At 63.7% G+C, this 23,966-nt stretch carries 13 protein-coding genes; 7 read left to right on the forward strand and 6 right to left on the reverse strand.

Translation table 11 applies throughout. From position 1 onward, the window contains the following. Positions 1–45: 45 nt before the first annotated feature. From T333_RS16540 to T333_RS16550, 3 genes are all read right to left on the reverse strand, one after another. Complete coding sequence (locus tag T333_RS16540; protein WP_496424998.1) at positions 46–231, reverse strand: hypothetical protein; 186 nt, start codon at positions 229–231, stop codon at positions 46–48. Positions 232–452: 221 nt separating this feature from the next. After that, complete coding sequence (locus T333_RS16545; RefSeq protein WP_496424999.1) at positions 453–635, reverse strand: DUF1918 domain-containing protein; 183 nt, start codon at positions 633–635, stop codon at positions 453–455. 819 nt (positions 636–1,454) lie between these two features. Further along, positions 1,455–1,859 (reverse strand): tyrosine-type recombinase/integrase, encoded by a 405-nt coding sequence (locus tag T333_RS16550; RefSeq protein WP_496425000.1) that lies wholly within the window; start codon positions 1,857–1,859, stop codon positions 1,455–1,457. Here T333_RS16550 and T333_RS16555 point away from each other — a divergent pair. After that, positions 1,783–2,025, forward strand: coding sequence for a hypothetical protein (locus T333_RS16555; protein WP_496425331.1), 243 nt, complete (start codon positions 1,783–1,785; stop codon positions 2,023–2,025). The two genes, T333_RS16550 and T333_RS16555, sit on opposite strands and share 77 nt — an antisense overlap. A gap of 59 nt (positions 2,026–2,084) precedes the next feature. After that, positions 2,085–3,003 (forward strand): IS5 family transposase gene (locus T333_RS16560; protein ID WP_496425001.1). Its coding sequence is split into 2 segments (ribosomal slippage): positions 2,085–2,453 and positions 2,455–3,003, totalling 918 coding nucleotides; the frame shifts between segments, so codons are not numbered across the junction. On the opposite strand, the gene T333_RS16565 is transcribed toward T333_RS16560, so the two are convergent. From T333_RS16565 to T333_RS16575, 3 genes are all read right to left on the reverse strand, one after another. Then, entirely contained in the window at positions 2,978–3,694 is a 717-nt protein-coding gene (locus tag T333_RS16565) for a hypothetical protein (protein ID WP_496425002.1), read from the reverse strand. The two genes, T333_RS16560 and T333_RS16565, sit on opposite strands and share 26 nt — an antisense overlap. Positions 3,695–4,315: 621 nt before the next feature. Then, the gene (locus T333_RS16570) at positions 4,316–5,071 is read right to left on the reverse strand and encodes a hypothetical protein (RefSeq protein WP_496425003.1); all 756 of its coding nucleotides are present in this window, start codon (positions 5,069–5,071) and stop codon (positions 4,316–4,318) included. Positions 5,072–5,152: 81 nt separating this feature from the next. Next, entirely contained in the window at positions 5,153–6,763 is a 1,611-nt protein-coding gene (locus T333_RS16575) for a DUF6119 family protein (RefSeq protein ID WP_496425004.1), read from the reverse strand. Positions 6,764–6,914: 151 nt separating this feature from the next. On the opposite strand from T333_RS16575, the gene T333_RS16580 reads away from it, so the two are divergent. The 5 genes from T333_RS16580 to T333_RS16600 are packed head-to-tail and all read left to right on the forward strand — an operon-like array spanning position 6,915 to position 23,904. Beyond that, a complete protein-coding gene (locus tag T333_RS16580; protein ID WP_496425005.1) occupies positions 6,915–8,537 on the forward strand; it encodes an N-6 DNA methylase in 1,623 nt (540 codons plus the stop codon). Then, on the forward strand, positions 8,534–14,746 hold the full coding sequence (locus T333_RS16585) for a protein kinase domain-containing protein (RefSeq protein WP_496425006.1): 6,213 nt from the start codon (positions 8,534–8,536) through the stop codon (positions 14,744–14,746). Before T333_RS16580 ends, T333_RS16585 begins: the two co-directional genes overlap by 4 nt. Further along, positions 14,746–17,628 carry a DUF8741 domain-containing protein gene (locus T333_RS16590; protein ID WP_496425007.1) on the forward strand — a complete coding sequence of 961 codons (2,883 nt, stop codon included), beginning with the start codon at positions 14,746–14,748 and terminating at the stop codon, positions 17,626–17,628. Before T333_RS16585 ends, T333_RS16590 begins: the two co-directional genes overlap by 1 nt. After that, positions 17,628–21,776 (forward strand): Eco57I restriction-modification methylase domain-containing protein, encoded by a 4,149-nt coding sequence (locus T333_RS16595; RefSeq protein WP_496425008.1) that lies wholly within the window; start codon positions 17,628–17,630, stop codon positions 21,774–21,776. Before T333_RS16590 ends, T333_RS16595 begins: the two co-directional genes overlap by 1 nt. A gap of 1 nt (position 21,777) precedes the next feature. Continuing rightward, on the forward strand, positions 21,778–23,904 hold the full coding sequence (locus tag T333_RS16600) for a UvrD-helicase domain-containing protein (RefSeq protein ID WP_496425009.1): 2,127 nt from the start codon (positions 21,778–21,780) through the stop codon (positions 23,902–23,904). Positions 23,905–23,966: the final 62 nt, after the last annotated feature.

Raw genomic sequence — 23,966 nt, forward strand, 5'->3', positions numbered from 1 at the left:
AATGTGCAAGGAACATGTCGACGGCGCCGGTGTATCGCGGCTTGCTCACGGGCGGGTCCGCTGGTCGTGGATAACACCCCAGCCGCTACGCGACACCGGCGTGCCGGTCGAACAGCGGCAGTGCATCGCCTCGCCCGTGATCGCCTCCAGGCCGAGGATGTGCAGATATCCCGCGCGGATGACCTCGGCGCGGGTCGGGTGCAGCCCGTCGGGAGACGACCCGGCGGACACCGGGTGTGGCAGATATCAGTTCCAGGACGTGCTCGGCGCCGGTCCAGTAGCCGAGTGGTAGGGGCGTGCACGGTAGGGCTGTTACGGACTCACCGCGTGCGCGCCCGGATCGCCGAACGCCGCCCGCGAGAGGGCGGTCACCGAACTGATATCGGTCATAGACGGCGACCCTACGGAACCTGTCCGAGGGTGCGGCCGCCCGGCGCGCGCGGCCATCGGTGTCAGTTCGGTTTGATCAGACAATCGGGTCCGGGATAGATCAAGCCTTCGTGCCCATCCTCGAACCGCACAAAATACGGGGGTGCGCTGTTGGCTCCCCGGATCTCGATGATCTCCCCCGTCCGATCGTTCATGCCCCCATTGCGGCTGCGTAGAACCAGTTGGTCTCCGACGTTCGCCTGCATCGAGCAACCTCCCTCTGCGCCGTTGTTGTGCACCAGCCGAGCAGTCACTACGGCACCAAGTATGAGCGATCAGCGCCACGAATCCGGTTTCGAACGTACATCGGTGCGGCGGCGATCCGGGGCGGCCCGCCGGGCCTGGCAGCACCGGCGCTGACACTGCGCCGCTACAGTATCGCGGCCCCCCGCCGCGCCCGCACCGGTCCCTACGCCGGGGTCAAGGATTACCTGCCGTGCTCCGCATCTTCCCGGGGGTTGAGGCTCATCCAGGAGGAACGTCGCGCTGAGCGGCCGGTGAGGCCAGGGGCACGCCTCCCTCACAGTGGCTTTCCATCCGCCTGGCACCTAGGTGGAGTGGCGGCAGGGAGCCTGTTGCATGGAGTGCAGTCGCCTCCGGGTTCGGCTTCCACATGAACGCGTGGCGCTCGCGCTCTAGGCGACAAGGCGTGAGGCGGCGGCCGCGACCCACAGCGTGCCATCAGCGGGGCTCTGTCGCCCTGAACAGAACAGCGACGTAGACGGAGAGGTCGCGACTTTTTGGCAGACTTTTTGGCGCGTTTCGCGGTCCGGAAACGAAATCGGCCCCCAACCGTGTACGCTAAGCGCTGGTCAGGGGCCGTTCTCGGCTCCCCCATCTGGACTCGAACCAGAAACCTGCCGATAACAAGCTCCGGAAACGCACTGGTCACGCCTAGCAGTGAAGGCATCGTTGCGCTTACGGGGTCGAGTTGAACGCACGAAACGCCCTATGTACCCAGCAGGTTTCGCACACGGAACCCCCAGGATCGACTCGAATCTTTGGCGAATATTTGGGAGCAGGGGTCAAATCCGAACACGCGCGCCGCCGTGGTGATCGACGCTGGTGTGGGCTCGGCCGTAGCGCATGGTGGTGCGCGGTTCGGCGTGACAGGCGGCGATCTGGACGCCGAGCAGGTCGACACCGGTATCGAGAATCGTGGCGATGAAGGTATGGCGCAGCATGTGGGGATGCATCCGCGGCAGACGCACGGCCGATTCCTCGGCGAGACGTCGCAGTCGTCCGCGCGATCGCCGGGGTGTCCACGTCCGCCGGACCCACACCCGGGAGCGGGCCCAAACCGACGCTGAGGCCCAGCGCGGGACCCGCGGGCCCGATTGGAAAACTGAGCGCATGAGCACCGAGACACTCGATGTCGAACTCTGCAACGAAACCATGGGCAAGCTGCCCGCTCTGCTGGTCGAGAACATCGAGGTGGAAGCCGAGCTAGCAGACCGGATTCGGGATAATATCCGCGCCCGCGCCGATGCCTTCCCTGCGCTCTCGCTGGAGTCGCAGCGGATTCTGTCGGCTATGTCGAGTATCCGGCGACTGCTCAGTGACCGACCCACCGTCGCCTCGTCGGGCAAGGCTTAGGTCATGTCTCCCAATCGGGTTTTGTGGATCGTGCCCGGTAGGTCGTTGGGTGGGGCATCATGTTGGCCGTGGCGACGGCGGTCGGTGATCGGTATCGGGTTCTGACGGACAAGCAGTGGGAGTTGCTCGAGCTGCTGCTACCGAAATCTGATGGTCGTGTAGGCCGGAACTTCGCGAACAATCGCCTGGTTGTTGAGGGGATGTTGTTCCGGTTGCGGACCGGGGTGCCGTGGCGGGATCTGCCGGAGGTGTTCGGTCCGTGGCAGACGGTGTGGAAACGGCATCGCCGCTATGCCGGTGACGGAACCTGGGATCGAGTGCTGGTCGCCTTGACCGCGCTGGCGGATGCGACCGGGAATCTGGATTGGGTTGTGTCGGTGGATTCCTTGATCATGCGGGTGCATCAACACGGGGCGAATATCTCTCGTGGCGGCGACGCGTCGCTCGGTCCAGACGGTGAGCTATGAGCCGGTCGATCACGCGGTCGGCCGGTCCCGCGGCGGGCTGACCACCAAAGCGCACCTGGCCGTCGACGGCAACGGACGCGGCATGGCGGTGCTGGTGAGCGCCGGGCAAGCCGGGGACTCGCCGATGATGCCCGCCGTGCTGGAGTCGATCGCGGTGCCGCGTTTGACCGGAGGTCCGCCTCGACGCCGTCCCGACAAGGTCTTGGCCGATAGGGCCTACTCCTCAGCGAGTAACCGGGACTCGTTGCGTCGCAAAGGGGTCCGCGCGGCCATACCGCAGCGTGCCGACCAGGTCGCCAATCGGAAACGGCGCGGCCGCACCGGTGGACGACCACCCGGATTCGACCCCACCGCCTACAAGCGTCGCAACGTCATCGAACGCGCCTTCAACAGGGCCAAGCACTGGCGCGGGGTGGCCACCCGCTACGACAAACTCGCCTTGACCTACCGCGCAGGTCTCGTCATGGCCTTGGCCGTTGAATGGCTCAAGCTATTGGGAGACATGACCTAGCACACGTGACCAGTCCCCCGAGTATCTGCAGTGCGACGATCTCGGGTGCGTGGCTCTTCGATCCCGATGCCAGCAGGCTGGCCTCGCCCTTGCCGAAAAAGCCTGAGGCACTGGTATTCACCCACGCGGCAAGGGCGGCCCGCGCTTGTCCGTCCACCGAGAGCGCACCGGCTACCTCAGTATTCGAGGTGAAATCGCCACGCAGAGAGCGAGTTAGTTCCAGCAACGCCATTCGCATCCAACTGCGGCCGACTGTAGAGAGGAGGTCCAATGCCTCCCCGTTGATCGGGCTGTCCGGCACCGACTCGTATAGATAGCTGCGGTGCAGGCAGGCCCATCGCACCCAACGCAACGCATCCTCGTCTAGGTCCAGGTCCATCAGCGCGAGGTTATGGACCAGCGCGGGCGGCGCTGGAGGCAACCACGGTGAGTCCGGAGCGTGCGGAAAGGCGGTCGCCCATCCCGTGGCGACGATTGGGTCAATTGGCAACGCTTCCGGATCCAACTTGTCTGCGGCTCCATTGCGTTCGTGGCCTGACGCGCGCTTCGTCCACCCTGACCGATCGTGCGGGTGGGCGCGAATCAACTCCTCCTGCAACCATGGCCGGAACTTGGGCGACTGCCCCGAGCGAACCGCCCGCTCGATGGCGAGGCACTCCTGCGCTCGTGCATCGAGCCCGGAGAGCGCCATTCTGAGCCTGATGACAAGCCAGTGACGACTGTAGTGCGTCGACCGGAACCCGGATGCCTTTGTCGATCCGGATTCGCCGGGACAGCGCCTTCGCCCGGAGACGGAGCGCCATCTTGTGCAGGGGTTCGGGTGGTGGCGGCGTACCCAGCGCGACGATGCCGACCCAGCGATTGCCGAAACTGTAAGCCGTCATGATGTCGGCGCGCCTTTCGGCATCATTGACATCCTCCTACTGCGCAATTGAGCAAGCGTTAGCACTTCAAACTTTGTCTATCGCTCTGTGCCTCAATATTTTTGACCCCGAGGCGGCCGTTGTGCACGCACTGACGACCCAGATCACGTATGTCCGGTCGACCTCCTCGACCAATTCCGCCAACTTGGGGTACTCGTGGTCGAGATATTCCCACTCGCGGGTGAGGGCGCCGTCGACCAGCACAATCAGTACTGAGGCAAAGTGGGAGAATGCTTTGGCGATGTGGAGTTCGTATGCGCGGGCGTGCCATATGCTGCGCATGGAGAGCCGGGCGCCAGCCTCTCCTGCGCCAGAATTCTTCGCACTGAGTGCGGGTGAGAGGTTGTGTCTTGTCGTTCATCGCAGTCATGCCTCTCGGATGATCGGGGTCATCGATGCAGCCCGCTCGGCCATGCTCTGGAGCGGAAAGTGACGCCGTAACGCTGTTGTGCGCGTCGACCTTCCGTGATGGCGAGGATGATGACGATGACACTCCCGCCGACGAGCAGGGCGAGATCGATGGGGGCGGGCAGCAGCGTTGTTTCCCGGGTGGTGAGGTCGATGACGACGACAGTCCATGTCACGACGACGGCGACGGTGGGTCCGAGGAGCAGTTGTCCGTCAACAGCATTGAACCAGTGTTTGGTGATCAGGAATGTGGCGCGAATCAGGAACGGCACGATCACCAAAGTGAAGGCGATGACCACCACCAGCATGATCAGGCCCAGCAGGATTCCGGCATGCCCGTTGAAGGTCGACAGCGCCGTCGGCATGGCGGCGAAGGAGGCGACGCTGGCGACGCAGATCCCCATCGTCCGCAGCGGATGGACCAGCTGGCGAGCGGTTGCGGCTCGATGGACCGACTCGGTCGCCGCAACCAGCACGGCCAAGGCGATCAGACAGACCGGGAACGCGATCATCGCCGAGAGCATGAGCCGCTGCGTTCCATTGACGATCATTCCCTCGACCACATTGCCGGAGTATTTGCCGATGACGAGAAGACTGATCCCCAGACCGACTGCGGTGCGGGCTGTGCCGAGATCGTCGATGGTCTTGTCCAATGGCGCGAGCTGGTATCTCGGCGTGAATAGCCTGCCGGCCAGCGCCCATCCGTAGGCGACCGGTGCAAGCGGCCGTTCCCACATACGATCCCTCCCCCTTGCCGAGTCGGCATATGACTGTAACCAATTGTATTGGTATGCAACAACTATCGCCCTGCACCGCCGTTAGACCGGGATCGATACCACTCGCACATCCACCCCCAGGTGCCGCAGAAGATCGTACTGCCGCACCAGGTTCACCTTCGAGAAAGTGAACAAACTTTGGGTCGTCACCGGCGTCTTACGCCCGATCGCGAGTACGACTTCAGCCACCGCAGCATCGGGAACCGCGCCGTCCGAAGCAATTTCGACCGCATCTGTCCACGCTTCACGCGCGTACTCATCCCGCGCGAGCGATTCGCTGGCCACCAGCGCCTGAGCGAGCAGATGGCTGATCGCGTCGGAGCCCCGTCCCTTCTTGACGTGGACGAGGATGCCGGGTGGGACGTAGATGTCGCAGGACTCGAAGCCATTCTTGGAATGCAGAGGAGTCTTGATCATCTTCTTGTCCAGGGTGTACCCGCCGACAGCGGCAGCCGCGGCCTTGTTGTATCCGTCCTCATCCATCCCACTCGGCCAAACGGGCAGGGTAATCCCGGCGGGCTGCGCGAGGATGTCCTCCACGCGCTGGTCGATGCGCTCAAGGTACTTGTCGTCCATGCGATACCAGGCGCCGTCGTGCAGGGAGTACCGTCGTGCCCCGTCCCGCACCTCGAAGGTTAGCCAGTTTCGGATCTTGACCGGCGATGACACAGCGGTGGCGGGCGTGGGAACGGCCTCGCCGTGAAGCTCCAGGGCGATCGATGTCAGCCGATGGTGGACCGCAGTGGGCGTCTGACCGGTGAACCATTCGAGCACGTCGTCGAAGGTGGGCAGGCCATCGAAGATCCGGGCCTGCCGGTCGCCGAATCCCGTTGCCTTACAGCTGATCACCGGGCCGTGCAGGTCCAAGCGCTCGTGCGGCCAGCTGAGGCCGATCGGCTCGTCGGAGGCTCCGAGCAGTCGGTTCACCAGCCGCTCGTTCAGTCGCGATGCCATCGGGTCCTTGGCCTTGAGCGCAACCAGTTGTTCGACGCTTTCCAGGCCGGGCAGGATGGGATGATCGAGCACTTCGCGCAGCACGGTGAGATCGTGGACCAGTTCGTCGGGCCTCCTGGCCAGCGGGAGGCTGAGGGAGTCGGCAGCCTTCAGCTGAATGTCCTTGTCGCCGAACGTCAATTCGGGGATGCGCGCCTTTGTTTCCACTCGGCTGATCACTTCGCCGTAGCCGTCGACACCGAGGTCCCACATGGTGCTGCCGTTCGGCAGCGAGGTGCGGGCGGTGCGAGCGCGGTGGTCGAGAATGGTCCTGGTGATGGATTTGATCTCGCTGGCCAGTGCCGTGCGTGCGACGATCCGGGATCCGAACCGGAAGTCGATGCGCTCGGTGTCCAGCAGCTGAAATCCGATTCCCCAGGTGAGCGCCCATAGGTCGCTCGGCGAGGTCTCAACCGCAAGAATCGCGCCCGGTGACTGATTGTTCAGCGATACCTCCGCGTCGGCCAGCATCGCCACATCGCCGGCCCATTTGCTGGGAGTTTCGAAGGATCCGTAGATCAGCAGGCCGGCCGCCTCCCCGACCCGCACCCGGCGCGTAACGAACCCGCGGGGCGCTCGGCGCACCGCATCCGTGAGCCTGGTTCCTTCCGCGAAGCGGTACAAGGTCGTTCGTTTCACTGCCGCCGTACGAGCTGCCATCTGAACTGCCTCCCTTGATCGTTCTGAGCTTGTGGATTCCCACGGCACCACCTGCCACCTGTTTGTACCGTAACCGAGACGGTAGCGTGTTAACGTAGTCAACACAATGTTTTTTTGACCTTGCGCTAACGGAGTGGATACAGTCATGGTCGTGACGGCAGCGGAAGAGTCCTTGGTCTCGCTGGTGGAGATCTCTCAACTCGCGGGTGTGACGCGGGCCGCCGTTTCCAACTGGAGACGGCGATACCCGGACTTTCCCAACCGGAGCGAAGGGACGGTCGCTGCGCCGTTGTTCTCGCTGTCCGAGGTGAGGGATTGGCTCAAACGCACAGGTCGAGGCAGGGATGTCTCTGATGAGGTCGTGCTGTGGCAAGAGCTGCGGTCCCAGTTCGCCGACGATATGGTCGCTGGTTTCGCGGCCGTGGCGAAGGAACTACAGGAGCCGGGGACCAGTGATTTGCCAACTGCGGCCAGAGCGCTGGTACGACGGCTGGGTGCGGATCGTGGCGCTTCCGAACTGTTGTCGAATCTCGGCGCGCGGTACGTCGGTTCCGTAGGGCGTGGCAGCGGTGAGTTCGTCTCCACGCCCTTGCTGGTCAGCGTGATCTCGCAGCTGGCCGGTGAGGAGGTTGTGTCGGTATTCGATCCCGCATGCGGACAAGGTGACTTGCTACTCGCCGTCGGCTCACGCGATACTGAACGGATCGGACAGGATTCGCGTCGATCTGCAGTCGAGCTGCTGATTCACCGTGCCGCGCTCACGCACCTCTCTCTTCGCGCCGAGACCGGAGACTCCTTGAGAGACGACCGATTCGCGGGTTCTAAGGCCCAAGTGGTCGTTTGCGATCCTCCTAGAACTCTGACCGATTGGGGACGTGACGATCTACTGGTCGATACCCGTTGGGAATTCGGTATACCTCCGAAGTCCGAAGGTGAGCTCGCGTGGTTGCAACACTGCTTCGCTCACGCCGAACCCGGTGGCCGTGCCATAGTCGCACTCCCGTCGGCGGCGGCATATCGCCGTTCCGGTAAGAGAATTCGTGCGGAGATGGTTCGGGGCGGCTATGTGGAAGCGATCATTCAGCTGCCTGCTGGTGCGGTGGCGGGCAACGCATTGCCGATCCACGTGTGGATCCTGCGCCGCACTCCGTCCAATGCCGGGGTACGGATGCTGGACCTGTCCGACGAGGATGGCGACATCGATATGGCCTCGGCGTGGGACCGTGCGGTGGCGGTGCCGCCGGTTGCTCTGCTCGATGACGATGTGGATTTGACACCCTCCCGGTATGTTGTTCCGCATGGTGGGGACATTGGGGCCCAATATGCCTCGGCGCGAGCGGAATTCGACCGGTTGCTGAGCGAATTGGCAGATGCGTTGCCGGACCTGTCCGCGGCATCCGGGTGGGATCGAGCAACGGCACTTGATGTGGGCGAGCTGATTCGCCATGGGCTGGTATCAGCCGGTGAGAAGACTCTGATATCGCATACGGATCAGGTCGATGGGGACTTCTTGAGCGGATTCGTCCGCAGTCCGTCGAACGCTCGCCGAAGTACCTCGGCCAGTGGCAGCTACCGCCTCGACCCAAAGGCGGCGAAGGTACCCCACCTCGATATGGACACGCAACGGGCATACGGTGCGCTGTTCCGCAGACTCGAGGCGGTACAGAAGGCCGCCGAACGCCTGTCGAAGATCGCAGACCAAGCTGCGCATCTGGCGCACGATGGCCTTACCAGTGGAAACCTCAAGCCTGTCGCCAACGAGGAGATCCGATGAGCTCGATGGTAATCGCGGGACGATTCCGCCTGATCGGCCCGATCGGCCGCGGCAATATGGGTGAGGTATACCGCGCCGAGGATGCGCAAGCCGGCGATGGTGCGCCCGTCGCGGTGAAGCTGATCCGGCGGAACCGGTACGGCCAGAGCTTCGATTCCGATGCCGATCTCAAGCTCTTCGACAGGTTCGATCGCGAGATCCGCATCATGCGCAAGCTGGTGCATCCCAACCTCGTGCGAACCGTCGACGGCGGTGTCGACGAGACCGGAATCCCCTATCTCGCCATGGAATTCCTGGACGGTCAGACGCTCAAGGAACTGATCGACGAGCAGAGCCCGCTACCGATCAGCTGGACCGCCGCCATCGGAGCCCAGATCGCCGCGGGACTCGCCGCCGCACATGACGCGGACGTCGTGCATCGAGACCTGAAACCCGCCAATGTGATGCTCGTGCGCGGGGGCGCGGTGAAGGTCCTGGACTTCGGGATGGGCCGCATCATCGGCGACGTCGACGATCGCCTGACCAGCACCGGCGTGGCAGTCGGGACCGCGCGCTATATGGCTCCCGAGCAATGCCGCGCCGAACGGACGGTGACACCGGCGGCCGACTTGTATGCGCTGGGCTGCGTGCTCTACGAGATGATCACCGGTGTGCCGCCGTTCCACGCGGTCTCGGCGTATGAGCTCTCCCAGAAACACATCAACGATCCAGTGCCGCCGATCGGCCCGCAACGCTCGGACGTCCCTTCCGGATTACTCCGCCTCATCGAGCAGCTGCTCAGCAAGGACCCTGCCGACCGTCCCGAAGATGCACGCACCGTCGTCGAGGCTCTCCTTTCCTTTGTCGTCGGCCACGACGAAGTACCCGGCTGGCACGAGTTCGACCCGATCCCCTACTGCGCCGCGTTGACAGCGGAACCGGTTGCGCCGGTTGGCATTCCGGATCGGAATGCCGAAGCGTCCGAGCCGACGCCCGGCATCGGCATGGATGTCTTCAACCTGCACCGCCGATTGATCGATGATTACCGAGCCTTCAATGAAGGCGGTTTGATAATTCGTGACCCCGATGTCAAGGAATTCGTCCGCAAGGACATGGAGGCCAAGTCGCAGTGGCCCGACCCATGGATTTCGCTCAACCCGTTCTTCGCCTCCGGCGGCCACATGCTCGAATTGGCGGGTGCGGGCGTACTGCATGCGGAATGCGCGCGAATCTTCCAGCGGGACAAGACCGCTGGCGGCACTGTCTGCGATGGAACTCCCCTCACATTGCACCAGCACCAGCGTGAGGCGATCGAAGCCGCCCAGTCCGGTGAGTCCTATGTACTCACCACCGGCACCGGTTCGGGAAAATCCCTGTCTTACATCGTCCCGATCGTCGATCGCGTGTTGCGGGTTCGAGACGCCGCCGACACCGACAAGCGGGTGCGCGCGATCATTGTTTACCCCATGAACGCCCTGGCCAACAGTCAGCGGGAAGAGCTGAAGAAATACCTGACCGACGGCTATGGCGAAGGCGGGGAACGGGTGACCTATGCCCGCTACACCGGTCAGGAGGACGAGGTCGAGCGGGAGAAGATCCGCGACAATCCGCCCGACATTCTGCTGACCAACTACGTCATGCTGGAACTGATGCTGACCCGCCCGGAAGAGCGGAAGTCGCTGATCCGGATGGCCAAGGGCCTCGAGTTCCTCGTCTTCGACGAGCTGCACACCTACCGAGGACGTCAGGGCGCGGACGTGGCGTTGCTGATCCGACGTGTCCGTGAGGCGTGCCAGGCCGACGGTCTCCAGTGCATCGGTACCTCGGCCACCATGTCGACCGAAGGCTCCTTCGAGGACCAGCGTCAGGTGGTGGCGGATGTGGCGTCCACGTTGTTCGGCACGAATATCGCGCCTGAACGCGTGATCGGTGAAACATTGGTGCGCGCCACGGACCCCGCGCCGCAAACCGTTTCAGCCGAACGCCTCTCCACCGCCGCGCCGCGTGACTACGCGGGCCTCGCCCAGGATCCGCTCGCCCGCTGGATCGAGTCGTACTTCGGTCTGGACGAGGAGCAGGAATCCGGGCGCGTGGTTCGGCAGCAACCCGCAAAGATTGAGACCGCGGCAGAGCGATTGGCGCGGGACAGCGGCGTTCCCGCCGAGCGGTGCGCCTATGCGATTCGCGAGACGCTCGAGGCCGGGGCACAGGTGAACCACCCGGTGACCGGACGGCCGCTGTTCGCGTTCCGGCTGCATCAGTTCCTGTCCAAGGGGGACACGGTGTATGTCACCCTCGAGGACCCGCGTTCGCGGTCGATGACGCGGGACTATCAGCTCCAGGAGCCCGGAACCGGAAAGATCTTCCTGCCGTTGGCTTTCTGCCGTGAATGTGGTCAGGAGTATTTGGCGGTATTCCGTACCCGGCGTGACGGCGGGTACGTGTACGAACCGCGCAAGAACATCGATGCGACGGGCGGCGACCGCACCGATGGCCATCTGTACATCGATCCGGAGCAGTCCTGGCCGCGCACTGTGGCCGAGGCGATCGAGAAACGGCGGCTGCCCGAATCGTGGCTCGAACCGGACAAGAATGGTGAGGAAACGGTACGCAAGTCGTACCTGCCGCGCTTGCCCCGCCCGGTCACCGTCGATCCGTTCGGGACGGAAGATGCGGGTGAGCTGCACGCGGTGTTCATTCCATCGCCCTTCCTGTTCTGTCTGCATTGTGGAGTCAGCTACGAGCAGACTCGGGGCCGTGACTTCGCCCGCCTGGCGTCACTGGACCAGGAAGCACGGTCGTCCGCGACGTCACTGGTGTCGGCGTCGATCGTGCGGGCACTGAATGCGGTGCCCGCCACCGCGCTCGACAAGGAGGCGCGGAAACTGCTGTCGTTCGTCGACAACCGGCAGGATGCCGCGTTGCAGGCGGGCCATTTCAACGACTTCGTGCAAGTCGCCCAATTGCGCGGCGCCCTTTACCACGCACTGGTGGAAGCCGGAGCCGAAGGCCTTCAGCACGAGGAACTTGCCACCCGGGTGACCAACGCACTGGGCCTGAAACCCGCCGATTACGTCAGGGTCCCGGATCCGGCTCCGGCCTTGGCGCGCAACGCCGCCCGCACCTTGCGTGACACCGTCGCTTTCCGCCTCTATCTGGATTTGGAGCGCGGCTGGCGGGTGACGATGCCCAATCTCGAACAGTCCGGTTTGCTGCGCATCGACTACCCCGATGTGGAATGGACCGCAGCCCAACAGGATCGGTGGAGCAGAGCCTGCGCACCGCTGCGCGACGCACCCGGTGATCAACGCGCCGAGATCATGCGCGTACTGCTCGACCAGATGCGCTGGGGCCTGGCCATCGACGTCCAGCACTTCCGCGACGACTTCGACAGCCTCAAGAGCGCCAGTGCGGAGCGGCTGCGCGACAACTGGGCCTTGTCCGACAGTGATCGGCCCCGGATCGGCACCGCGTATCCGCAGGGTTCGAAACCAGGCATGGACCGTTCCGGCCTGTTCCTGTCCGGACGCGGCAAGTTCGCGAAATACTTGCGCCGCAAGCATTTTCCTCATCTGAAGTCGGACAACCTGCAGGTCGTGATCGGAGACCTGCTGACGGTTATGGCAGGTGCCGGACTGGTCACCGAGGTGACGGTGGAGCCGACGCGCACCGGCCGCGCACGGTATCGTCGCGAATCTGCCCGTGTCGGCTACCGTGTCGCATCGGCCGCGATGGTGTGGCGCGCGGGCCCCGGGAAGTCCGGTGTCCACGACCCGGTGAACCGCACCTACGCCAGTGGTGACGGACCACGGGTCAACCAGTTCTTCCGGCGGCTGTACCAGGAGACCGCCATCGAATTGGCCGGTTTGCGCGCCCTCGAACACACTGCCCAGATCGACCCCGGAAAACGCAAACAGCGAGAAAAGGACTTCCGCAGCGCGGAACTTCCGGTTATGTACTGTTCGCCGACAATGGAGCTCGGCGTCGACATCGCATCGCTCAATGCCGTGCTGATGCGCAATGTGCCGCCGACGCCGGCGAACTACGTGCAACGCAGCGGCCGTGCAGGCCGTCAAGGGCAGCCAGCGCTGGTGGTCACCTACTGCGCCAACGGCAACAGCCACGACCACTACTACTTCCGGCGTTCCGAACGGATGGTGGCGGGCAAAGTGCAGCCACCGCGACTGGATCTGGCCAACGAAGATCTGGTCCGGTCACACATTCAAGCCATCTGGCTGGCTGAGACCGGCTTGGCATTGGGCCGGGCGATTCCGAACGTGATCGATATCGGCTACGACGAGGACGCTCGTCAGCCGGACCCAACCCTGCCGCTGCACGATCATGTAGTCGAGAAGATCGTGCGCCGAGACGTTGGGGAGCGCAGTCTGCGAGCCGCGCGGACCGCGTTCGGGGAGCTGCTATCGACATTCTCCGCGGAGACGACATGGTGGGACGATCAGTGGTTGAAGAAGTGCATCGAACATGCCCAGGCGAAGTTCGACGATGCTTTCGGCCGATGGCGGATCCTGTACCGGGCCGCGTTGATCGACCAGGCCGAACAGAACCGCCGCCGCCTCGACCACACCCTCACCGAACGTGACCGGCAACTGGCGGCCAGCCGCCGCAAGGAAGCGGAGACGCGCCTGGATCTGCTGAAGAACGAAGGCCCCGAAAGCAAGTCGGTGCTGTCGGACTTCAACCCGTACCGGTACCTGGCCAGCGAGGGTTTCCTGCCCGGCTATTCGTTCCCTCGCCTGCCGCTGGCGGCCTACATCCCCTCCGGTCGCGGCTTCGGGGACGGCGACTACCTGCAACGGTCCCGCTTCGTCGCCATCCGCGAATTCGGTCCCGGCGCACTGATCTACCACGAGGGCGCTCGCTATCAGGTGGACCGGATTCAGCTCGAGTCTGGAACGGGCACCGATGTGGTGACCAGTTCCGCCAAACGCTGCACGAGCTGTGGCTACCACCATCCGGCCGAGGATCTCGCCGATCGCTGCGAAATGTGCAATGCGCCCCTGCCCGAGGAGACCACCGGGCTGCTCAAGCTGCACACCGTGTACACCAAGCTGCGTGAGCGCATCACCTCCGACGAGGAAGAGCGTCGCCGGGCCGGATTCCGACTGATGACCTCGTACCGATTCAACCGGCACGGGTCGCGACCGGGCCGCCGAGACGCGCTGGTAGTCGACGATGACCAGCGAATCGCCACGGTGTCCTACGGTGACTCCGCGACGGTCCGAATCACCAATGTCGGCCGATTGCGTGCGAAAGAGGATGAGCCGTACGGCTATTGGCTCGACCCTGCCGACGGTAGCTGGATGAACGAAGCCGACGCCGCCGACGCCGCCGGCGACACCTCGGAGCTGCGGGTCGCCGACAGCGACAAACGGCACAAGAAGCGCGTCCTGCCGTACGTCGAGGACAGCCGCAATATCGTGGTGCTGACCTTGGCCGAGCCGGTGGAACGGTCGGTCGCGCTGTCGGTGATGTTCGCGCTGGAGCGGGGTATCGAGGCGCGATTCGAGCTGGAGGATTCCGAACTGGAATCCGAACTGCTTCCGCCGGACAGCGGACCGCGTAACCGCATCCTGTTCACCGAAGCGGCGGAGGGCGGCGCGGGTGTCCTGCGCCGCTTGGAAGCGGAAACGCATGCTTTGCGCGACGCTGCCCGGGAAGCCATGCAGATCTGCCACTTCGACGCCGACGGCAACGATCTACGCGGCCCGGGCACCGAAGGTGCTTGTGCGCGAGGTTGTTACGACTGCCTGCTCACCTACGGCAATCAGCCCTATCACGCCGAGATCGATCGGCATGCGGCGCGTGACCTGCTGAGGCGTCTGGCCGCGGAGGACACCGAGACCCGGTCCACCGGACCGGGGGAGTCCCGCACCGAACAACAGCGCCGCCTGGTGCGCCGTGCGGACTCCATCCTGGAGGAAGAGTTCGCGAAATATTTGAAGGACAACGGATTTCGGCTCCCTGATGACGCACAGGTAGTGGTGCCGGGGGCCTTCGCCCGCCCGGACTTCATCTACTTCCTGCCCGGAGGTAATGTCGCCGTCTTCATCGACGGTCCGGTGCACGACCATGCCTCGATCGCGGAACGTGACGGGCAGGCCGAGGAGCGTCTGTTCGATCTGGGCTGGGATGTGGTTCGCGTCCGATATGACGACGACTGGGACGAGGTCGTCCGGAAGTACCCCCGCTACTTTGGAGTCAAGGGCTGATGACACACAACTTCGTAGTCGGATCGCTGGTGTCGGCGCGGGGGCGGGATTGGGTGGTGCTGCCCGAATCCGAAGCCGACATGCTCGTGCTACGTCCGCTCGGTGGAGCGGACGATGAAATCGCCGCCGCCTTCCCGGGATTCGAGACGGTCACCAGCGCCGCATTCCGACCCCCCAAGGCGTCCGACCTGGGTGACGCGCACGCGGCCGGACTGCTGCGTACCGCACTGCGCCTCGGATTCCGTTCCGGCGCAGGACCGTTCCGCTCACTCGCGGGAATCGCGGTGGAACCGCGGCCCTATCAGGTGGTGCCGCTGCTGATGGCACTGCGACAGTCCACGGTGCGCCTGCTGATCGCCGACGATGTGGGAATCGGCAAAACCGTCGAGGCCGGGTTGATCGCCGCGGAACTTCTCGCCCAGGGCGACGCACGGCGGATCGCCGTGCTCTGTTCACCCGCCCTGGCCGAACAGTGGCAGGACGAGTTGCGCAGCAAATTCGGGCTCGACGCCGAACTGGTGCTGTCGTCGACGGTGCCACGCCTGGAACGCGGACTCGAACTGGGCCAATCGCTGTTCCAGAAGTATCAGCACGTGGTGGTGTCGACAGACTTCATCAAATCCACCCGCCACCGCGACGAATTCGTCGAGCACTGCCCGGATCTGGTGATCGTCGACGAAGCACACACCTGTGTAGCCTCCGACGAGACTGGCGCCCGGGAACGCCAGCTGCGCTTCGAACTCCTGGACAGAATCGCCCGCACCGACCGGCATCTGGTGCTGGTGACCGCGACTCCGCACAGCGGCAAGGAATCCACGTTCCGGAATCTGCTCGGACTGCTCCGGCCTGATTTCGCCACCCTCGACATCACCAAGGGGCCAGGTCGAATCCTGTTGGCCCAGCACCTGGTTCAGCGTCGCCGGGCCGACATACGCAAGTACCTGGACGAGGAAACCGAGTTTCCATCCGATCGGCTCATCCTCAATGAGCCCTACCGGTTGTCGCCCGAGTACCGCGCCCTGCTCGACGACGCCATCGCCTACGCCCGGGACCGGGTCGTCTCGGCCGGTGAGCACGGCAAACGCGAGGCCCGTATCGCGTGGTGGTCGGCTATCGCGCTGCTGCGGTCGCTGGTCTCCTCGCCGCGCGCCGCAGCACAGACCCTGCGCACCCGCTCGGCCGCAGTGCTCGCGGCAACCGCCGAAGAGGCCGATGAACTCGGGGCACCCGGAGCACGCGACCACGTCGACGCCGATGCGCTGGAAGGTATGGATGTCGCTCCGGGCGCGGCCATCGACGCGACGGTCAACCGGCTCGCCGAACTCGCCGACCGCGCCGAGAAGCTGGAAGGCCCGAAGGCCGATCGCAAGCTCGACGTCCTCATCAAGCATGTGAAAGCCCTGTTGAAGGAGGGCTACCATCCCATCGTGTTCTGCCGTTTCATCCCAACCGCCGAATACGTGGCGGAGTATCTGGACCTCAAGCTCGGCAAGAACACGCATGTCCGGGCGGTTACCGGAACGTTGTCCCCACAGCAGCGCATTCAGCGTATCGAGGAGTTGGCGGATCTGACCCGCGACGATCCGGCCGCCCGCCGGGTGCTGGTCGCGACCGACTGCCTGTCCGAGGGTGTCAACCTCCAGAACGCCTTCGACGCCGTCGTGCACTACGACCTGGCCTGGAACCCGACCCGGCACGACCAGCGGGAAGGTCGCGTCGACCGGTACGGACAGCGCCGCGACCAGGTCAAGGTCATCACCATGTACGGCAGCGACAACGGTATCGACGGCAAAGTCCTCGAGGTGCTCATCCAGAAGCACCGCCGCATCCGTGATTCCCTCGGCATTTCGGTGTCCGTGCCCGACGAACAGTCGGCCGCCGTCAGCGACGCCATCTGGGAATGGGTGCTGATGCGCGGGGAGGATCGGCAGCAGGAGGGCTTGTTCGGCATCGACGAACTATTGGGCGAGGTCGAAGCGAAAGCCGATGAGCTGGAGCGCGAATGGATCTCGACCGCCGAGCGGGAGAAGGCCTCCCGTTCCCGGTTCGCCCAAAACGCCATCCATCTCGACGAGGTGGCCCGCGAAGTGGCCGTCACCCGGGACGCGCTCGGCGACCCGGGTGAAGTCAGCGCGTTCGTGCGTACCGCGCTGACCCTGTTGGGCGCGGTCCTCCGGAATGACGGGACAGGCGGTTTCACAGCGGATCTGTCCAACTGCCCGCTCGGCGTGCGCGACGCCCTCGACGCCGCGGTCGGGTCGGGGATCGTGTCCAACGGCAAGGCACTGCCATTCCGTGTCGGCGCGGCGGTCACCCGTGGCGAAGCGGCATTGGTGCGCACCGACCCCGTGGTGGCGGCACTGGCCACCTACGTGCTCAACTCGGCCCTCGAGGAGACCGCGGACGACACCCGCCGCCCCGCCCGGCGCTGCGGCGTCATTCGCACCGCCGCCGTCACCATCCGCACCACCGTGCTGGTGGTCCGCTATCGATTCCACCTGTCACTGCGATCCCGAAGCGGCAGCAGAGAATTGGTGGCCGAGGACACTCGAGTGTTCGGCTTCGAAGGCGCACCCGCCGAGACGGCCTGGCTGTCCACCGACGCGGCCCTCGCTCTGCTGTCTGCGGAGGCCGCCCTCAATACCGATCCGCTGCTCGGGGAACGCACCATGACCCGCATCCTCGACGGCCTCCCCGAAAAAGTTGGCTCCTATCTCGATGACCGGGGCGTGGAACTGGCTGAGCACTTGCGAGATTCGCATCGACGGGTCCGCTCCGCCTACGGCGAGATCATCGGCGGCGTCGAGGTCAAGGCGCAGCCGGGCGCCGACATTCTCGGTGTCTATGTCTATCTTCCGGCCCCGATGGAGGGACAAGCCTGATGGCGAGCGGACGAGAACGGGCATTCTCGGCGGTGCAGTCCGTCGGCGGCCTGATCCCGATGGAAATGCTGGAGCGTATCGCCGGCGGCAAGGATGTCGACGGCTGCAAACCCGCCGACTACGGCGTCGTCGGCGTGCAATCGGTGCGCGACGAAGCCGAACGTCATTGGGACTACCTTAAATCCGCGTGGCGCGAACTGCGCAAGGAACTGCCCACCACCCGAGACGAGGAAGCGTCCGCCGACCCGCGAGGCATCGCGGTCACACAATGGCTCGAGCCGCTTTTCGTCGAACTGGGCTTCGGCAAGCTCTCCGCCGTCGGCCCGGCCGGCATCACATCGGACGATGGTGAGAAGCCCTTCGCCATCAGCCACCACTGGAACCACGTCCCGATCCACCTCGTCACGTGGAATTCCAAGCTGGACAAGAAAACCGGCACCGGCTCAGTGCCCGCGCAATCGCTGGTGCAGGAGTGCTTGAACCGCTCCAAGTCCCAGCTGTGGGGCATCCTCACCAATGGCCGCCAGCTCCGATTGCTGCGGGACTCCAGCTCATTCGCCACCGCCGCCTACGTCGAGTTCGATCTCGAAGCCATCTTCGACGGTGAGCTGTTCAGCGATTTCGTGCTGTTGTTCCGGCTGCTGCATGTTTCGCGCTTCGCTGTCCAAGAGGGTGACCCCGCCTCAGCGTGCTGGCTGGAGAAGTGGCGTCTCAAGGCCATCGAGACCGGGGTGCGAGCGCTGGACCAGTACCGGGAAGGTGTACAGGCGGCAATCGTCGTGCTCGGCACCGGATTTCTCAAACGTCCGGAGAACGACGAGGCGCTGCGCGCGGTCGACAATGAGACGCTGCGCACGGCACTGCTGCGTCAGGTATACCGCCTGATCTTCCTGTTCGTCATCGAAGATCGCGACCTACTGCACACCCCCGACGCCACACCCCAAGCGCGCGAACGGTACCGGCGCTACTTCTCCACCGAACGCCTGCGGGAACAGGCACGCAATCGGCGCGGCACCGCCCACACCGACCTGTACCGTGCCCTGTCGATAACCTTCGACGCACTCGGCGACGAAAACGGCCGACCCGAACTCGGATTGCCGGGCCTGGGCGGCCTCTTCGACGATCGCCCGGCCGACCGTCCCCTGCACGGCTTGGTCATGTCGAACCAGTATCTGCTGGATGCGGTGCGCGCCTTGGCGCGGGTGTGGGATGCGGACACCCGACGCTGGCGTCCCGTCGATTACCGCAATATGGACGCCGAGGAACTCGGCTCGGTGTATGAATCGTTGCTGGAGTTGGTGCCGCAGCGTACTGCCGACGGCACCTTCGAATTGGTCAACCGGCTGGGTAACGACCGCAAGAAGACCGGATCGTTCTATACGCCAACCACTCTCATCGAGCCGCTGCTCGATGCCACACTTGACCCGGTCATTGACGATGCCGAGCGGCGGGGTCTTGAAAAGGCTCGAGCCGCAGGTGAGACCGACCCGGCTGACGCGATAGTCGCCGAACTTCTGTCAATCACGGTTTGTGATCCCGCGTGCGGTTCCGGCCACTTCCTTGTTGCCGCTGCGCGTCGCATCGCGAAACGAGTGGCGGCCATACGTGAGAACAACCCAGAGCCAACTCCGCCGAGTGTCCGGCACGCTCTGCATGAGGTCATCGGCCGGTGCATCTACGGTGTCGATCTCAACCCCATGGCGGTAGACCTGGCGAAAGTATCCCTGTGGCTAGAAGCTATGGAACCCGGTGTGGCCCTTGGTTTCCTGGACGCCCACATAAAGCACGGCAATGGTCTGATAGGTGCGACACCGGCATCTCTGCGTAAGGGCATTCCAGACGAGGCATTCAAGCCTGTGGAAGGAGACGATCCGAAGGTATCGAAGTCCTGGGAAGTGCTCAACCGGAAGGCGCACGAGGGTCAGGGCGGGCTTTGGGACCTGCACAGCGAGCCGAAGATCAGTAATACGTCGTTCGCATCCGACGTCAGGCGTATTACCCGCGCTCCCGCAGCACATCTCGCGCAGGTTCGGCAGCAAGAGGCTGCCTACGCAGCTTGGGGAACGTCGGCAGAGTTTCAGCATGCGCTCCATATCGCGGATGCTTGGTGCGCCGCCTTCTTTTGGGACAAAACCCACGACGCGCCGCTGACCGTGACACAGGATGTCTTCCTCGCCCTGCAGGACCCGCACGAGGATTCCGCGCCAAAAGCTACCCACGACGAGATCAGGAGACTGAGCGACAGGTACCGGTTCTTCCATTGGCACTTGGAGTATCCCGAGATCTTCACCGTGCGGGACGATGACACCGGAGTTGACGTCGATCCAGTTACAGGATGGGCTGGTGGCTTCTCCTGCGTGCTTGGCAACCCGCCATGGGAACGCCTCGAGTGGGAGGATAAGAAGTACTTCGACCGCATTGAGCCTTCGATTGCCGCGCTCTCAGGGACGGCCCGTGGACGGCGCATCGCCGAGTGGGAGCAGGAGAATCCGGAAGCTGCCGTTCAGTATCGAGGCGAGCGACGGAGACTGAAGTCGACATCCATGTTCGCTGCAAGCTCAGGAACATTTCCGTTGTGCGCGAAAAGCCTGACCGCTGGCGGGGTTACAAAACTTCAGGCCGACCAGTTGTTTGTGGAGCGGTTTTCGTCGGTCGTTGATCCTGGTGGACGCTTCGGGTGCATCGTTCCGACGGCTATTGCTACAAGTGCTGGCGGTCAGTTCCTATTCGGCGACTTTACTAGAAGGGAGTCTCTGGCCGCTCTTTATGATTTCGAGAATAGGGCGAAGATATTCCCTGGCGTGGATTCTCGTCAGAAGTTTTGCCTACTTTCAATGCTTGGCAGGAATCTTCATGAGGCTGCAGCGCAGTTCGCCTTCTTTCTCGCGGATGCTAGTAATCTCGACGATGCCAACAAGGTCTTTCCGCTTGACTCTAAGGAGATAGACCTGCTGAGCCCCAATACGGGCACGATTCCAATCTTTCGATCCCGCCGCGACGCAGATCTCACGATCGCCATATACCAACGTTTCCCAGTCCTCCGTGACGAAAGTATGGGTAACGTAAATCCGTGGCTCATCGAATTCAAGTATCTCTTCAGAAATGCGAACGACGGCGATCTACTGCACGAGCGCGATGACCTCATTCGTGATGGCTGGGAGCTCGACGGTAGTACGTTCTGGCGGGCGGAGCAGCGGATGCTGCCCGTGTACGAGGCGAAGATGGTTGACTTTTTCAATCACCGCGCCGCGGATGTCGTCAAGAGTGCAACCGCCGTAAACCGGCAAAACCAACCACGGTATTTGAACGACGGTGACCTCCTCGATCCTGGGCGTTTCGTTGTTTCCCTGAACTGGATCTCGGCAGAGGAACGGATTCCCGTCAAGCGGAAGGGGCGGGAGATCAAGGCACTTGGTCTGGAGCCGCGGCTGAATGACGTGCACTGGACAAGAGAATGGCTGTGCGGGTGGTGCGACGTGACAGCGTCAACAAATGAGCGAACCGCCATCCCGGCCTTTATTCCGCGGACGCCTGTCATGCATACTTTCCCGTTGATGTTCTCACATGTGGCGCCAAATCTTGTCGCCGCACTGATCGCCGCGCAGAGCTCTCTCGTCTTCGATTTCGTCAGTCGTCAGAAGATCAGCGACGCCCACATGAAACTGTTTATCTGGAAACAGCTTCCGGTCCCAACCCCGGAAATGCTAAAGCCGCACACGACGTTCATCACGCCGCGTGTTCTCGAACTCGTCTACACGGCCTACGACATGGAAGGTCTGGCTCGGGATCTCGACGACGGCGGCCAGCCGTTCCGATGGGACGACTACCGTCGAACTAATATTCGAGCCGAGTTGGATGCGTACTTCTTCCATCTCTATGGGATTGGTCGTGACGACACTGAATACATCCTCGAGACTTTCCAATCCGACTCCGGCGGCGGCCTGAAGAACAACGAGATCGCCAAGTACGGCACCTACCGCACCAAGGATTTGGTTCTCGCAGCCTACGACCGAATGGCCACGGCCGGAGTCGATCTCGCGCACCCACTCGTCGACGGCAAGAACTACGACTCGCCTCTGGACCCCCCACCGGGTCACGGTCCACGCCACCCCTGGCGGGAGCCCTCCGCCCACGGCACCGGGAACTGACATGGCACAGCTGGCAATCCACCGCGATTTCATGCTCGACTTCGCCAAGCTCGAACCCCCGGTTCAGAAGCGAACCGTCGACCTGCTCACCAAGTTCGAGTCGACCAAGAACACCGGCGCCCACCTGGAGAAGATCAAGAACGCCCGCAACAGCCGCTACCGTTCGGTACGCATCGACGACTTCTGGCGCGGCATCGTCCTCGCCCCGGAGTCCGGCGACCTGTACACGCTGCTGAAGGTCCTCCCCCACGATGACGCCTACCAGTGGGCATGCCGCCGTTCGATTTCGGTCAACCAGGCCGACCATCGCATCGAGATCCGTGATGACGAGGCCATGTCCGAGGCGTTGCGGGTCTACGAGGCATCGGCCGTACACGCCCCGGCGCGGTTGTTGGCTCACGTGAAGGACAGCGACCTCACCCGCCTCGGCATCGACCAGACCACATTCCCCTTCGCTCGCGCCCTGACCGACGTGGATCAGCTGGAAGCCGCCAAACACTATTTGCCCACCACTCAGTGGGAGGTGCTGTACGGGCTCGCCGCCGGTTACACCCCGGACGAGGTGTGGTCGCATCTCGGGGTGGACGTCCCTTCCGGCACCGCGGTCGATGTCACCGACCTCGATTCCGCCATCCACCGCAGCACCGACCGTGTGGCACTGGTGGACGGGCCGGATGAACTGATGGCCGCCTTCGCCGACCCATTCGCACTGTGGCGCATCTACCTTCACCCGACTCAGCGTGCGCTCGCCGACGCCGTTTTCAGCGGTCCCGCCCGGGTTACCGGCGGCCCTGGCACCGGTAAGACCGTCGTCGCGCTGCACCGCGCGCGGCGTCTGTCCGAACGGGGCGAAGGAAAGCTGCTCGTCACCACTTTCACGGCGAATCTCGCCAGCACCATGGAGGACGATTTCGACGTCCTCGTCGACGGCAAATGGTCACGCTCGAATGTGACCTTCACCCACGTCGACCGCTACGCCCACCAAGTGGTCAGCGCCGAGCATGGCCGCCTGACCATCCTCAACCAAGAGGAGCAGGCGGCCCTCTGGAGCGATATCTCCGGACGCCTTGAAACAGGCCTGCCCGCAACGTTTCTGGCCGACGAATGGCGGCACGTCATTCTGGCTCAACAACTCACCACCTTGACTGCCTACCAGGAAGCCAAGCGTCCCGGTCGCGGCAAACGTCTTGGACCCCAACAGAAGATCCGCGCCTGGGCTGCGATATCCGCATTCGAAACCGAACTCGCCGACACCCGTAGCTGGACTCATGAAACCGTCGCCCGCGAAGCAGCCCGCCTACTCGCTGACCGCCCCGACAAGCCGTACCGCCACATCATCGTCGACGAAGCCCAGGATCTCAGCCCCGACCAGTGGCGGGTGCTCCGCGCCGCCGTACCCCACGCCTCCGATGACATCTTCATCGCCGGTGACACTCATCAACGCATCTACGACAATAGAGTCACTCTACGCGATGTCGGCGTCTTCGTCGCCGGCCGCAGCCGCCGCCTCCCCATCAACTACCGCACCACCGCCGAAATCCTCGGCTGGAGCCTGGCGCTGCTGCACGGTGAACAGGTCGACGACATGATGGAGGGCCTCGACTCCATCGCCGGCTGCCGCTCCGATGTCCACGGACGCGCGCCCATCTCCATCGGATTCGATTCAGCCAGAACCGAAATCGACCATATCGTCGGGCGAGTGCGGTACTGGGTGGATCACGGAATTGCGCCAGAGGAGATCGGCATCGCGGTTCGAGCCGCATGGTACGGCCGGAGAATCGAAAAGGCCCTCCGCGCAGCCAATCTCGACGCGGTTCTGTTGGACCGGAACCGTCATCTCTCCGGCATCGCCGTCGCCACCATGCACCGCATGAAGGGCCTCGAATTCCGCTGTCTGATCGCCGGTGGTGTCGGCGCCAATCAAGTGCCGGAGGCCGCGGCGGTAACTTCCGCGGTCGAGGACGAACACAAGCATCGCTTGGATATCCAACGGGAACGCTGCCTACTGTTCGTCGCGTGCACACGCGCCAGAGAACACCTCGTGGTGACATGGCATGGACAACCCAGTGAGTTTCTGGCCCACCTTTCTGGTGTCTCGTCCGGCCCCCATGCTATGGACGCAATGTAAGCGCTGGACGGAACGGTTTGGCGAATCGTCCACCGCGTCCGGTTGCCTGGCGAATTCCCGTC

It is taken from the genome of Nocardia sp. CNS-044, from assembly GCF_059570515.1.

Bases quoted from the DNA above. Each gene is read 5' to 3' on its own strand.
- T333_RS16545 (WP_496424999.1), bottom strand. From the start codon at position 635: ATGCAGGCGAACGTCGGAGACCAACTGGTTCTACGCAGCCGCAATGGG.
- T333_RS16555 (WP_496425331.1), top strand. From the start codon at position 1,783: ATGAGCACCGAGACACTCGATGTCGAACTCTGCAACGAAACCATGGGC.
- T333_RS16550 (WP_496425000.1), bottom strand. From the start codon at position 1,859: ATGTTCTCGACCAGCAGAGCGGGCAGCTTGCCCATGGTTTCGTTGCAG.
- T333_RS16565 (WP_496425002.1), bottom strand. From the start codon at position 3,694: ATGGCGCTCTCCGGGCTCGATGCACGAGCGCAGGAGTGCCTCGCCATC.
- T333_RS16570 (WP_496425003.1), bottom strand. From the start codon at position 5,071: ATGTGGGAACGGCCGCTTGCACCGGTCGCCTACGGATGGGCGCTGGCC.
- T333_RS16575 (WP_496425004.1), bottom strand. From the start codon at position 6,763: ATGGCAGCTCGTACGGCGGCAGTGAAACGAACGACCTTGTACCGCTTC.
- T333_RS16585 (WP_496425006.1), top strand. From the start codon at position 8,534: ATGAGCTCGATGGTAATCGCGGGACGATTCCGCCTGATCGGCCCGATC.
- T333_RS16590 (WP_496425007.1), top strand. From the start codon at position 14,746: ATGACACACAACTTCGTAGTCGGATCGCTGGTGTCGGCGCGGGGGCGG.
- T333_RS16595 (WP_496425008.1), top strand. From the start codon at position 17,628: ATGGCGAGCGGACGAGAACGGGCATTCTCGGCGGTGCAGTCCGTCGGC.
- T333_RS16600 (WP_496425009.1), top strand. From the start codon at position 21,778: ATGGCACAGCTGGCAATCCACCGCGATTTCATGCTCGACTTCGCCAAG.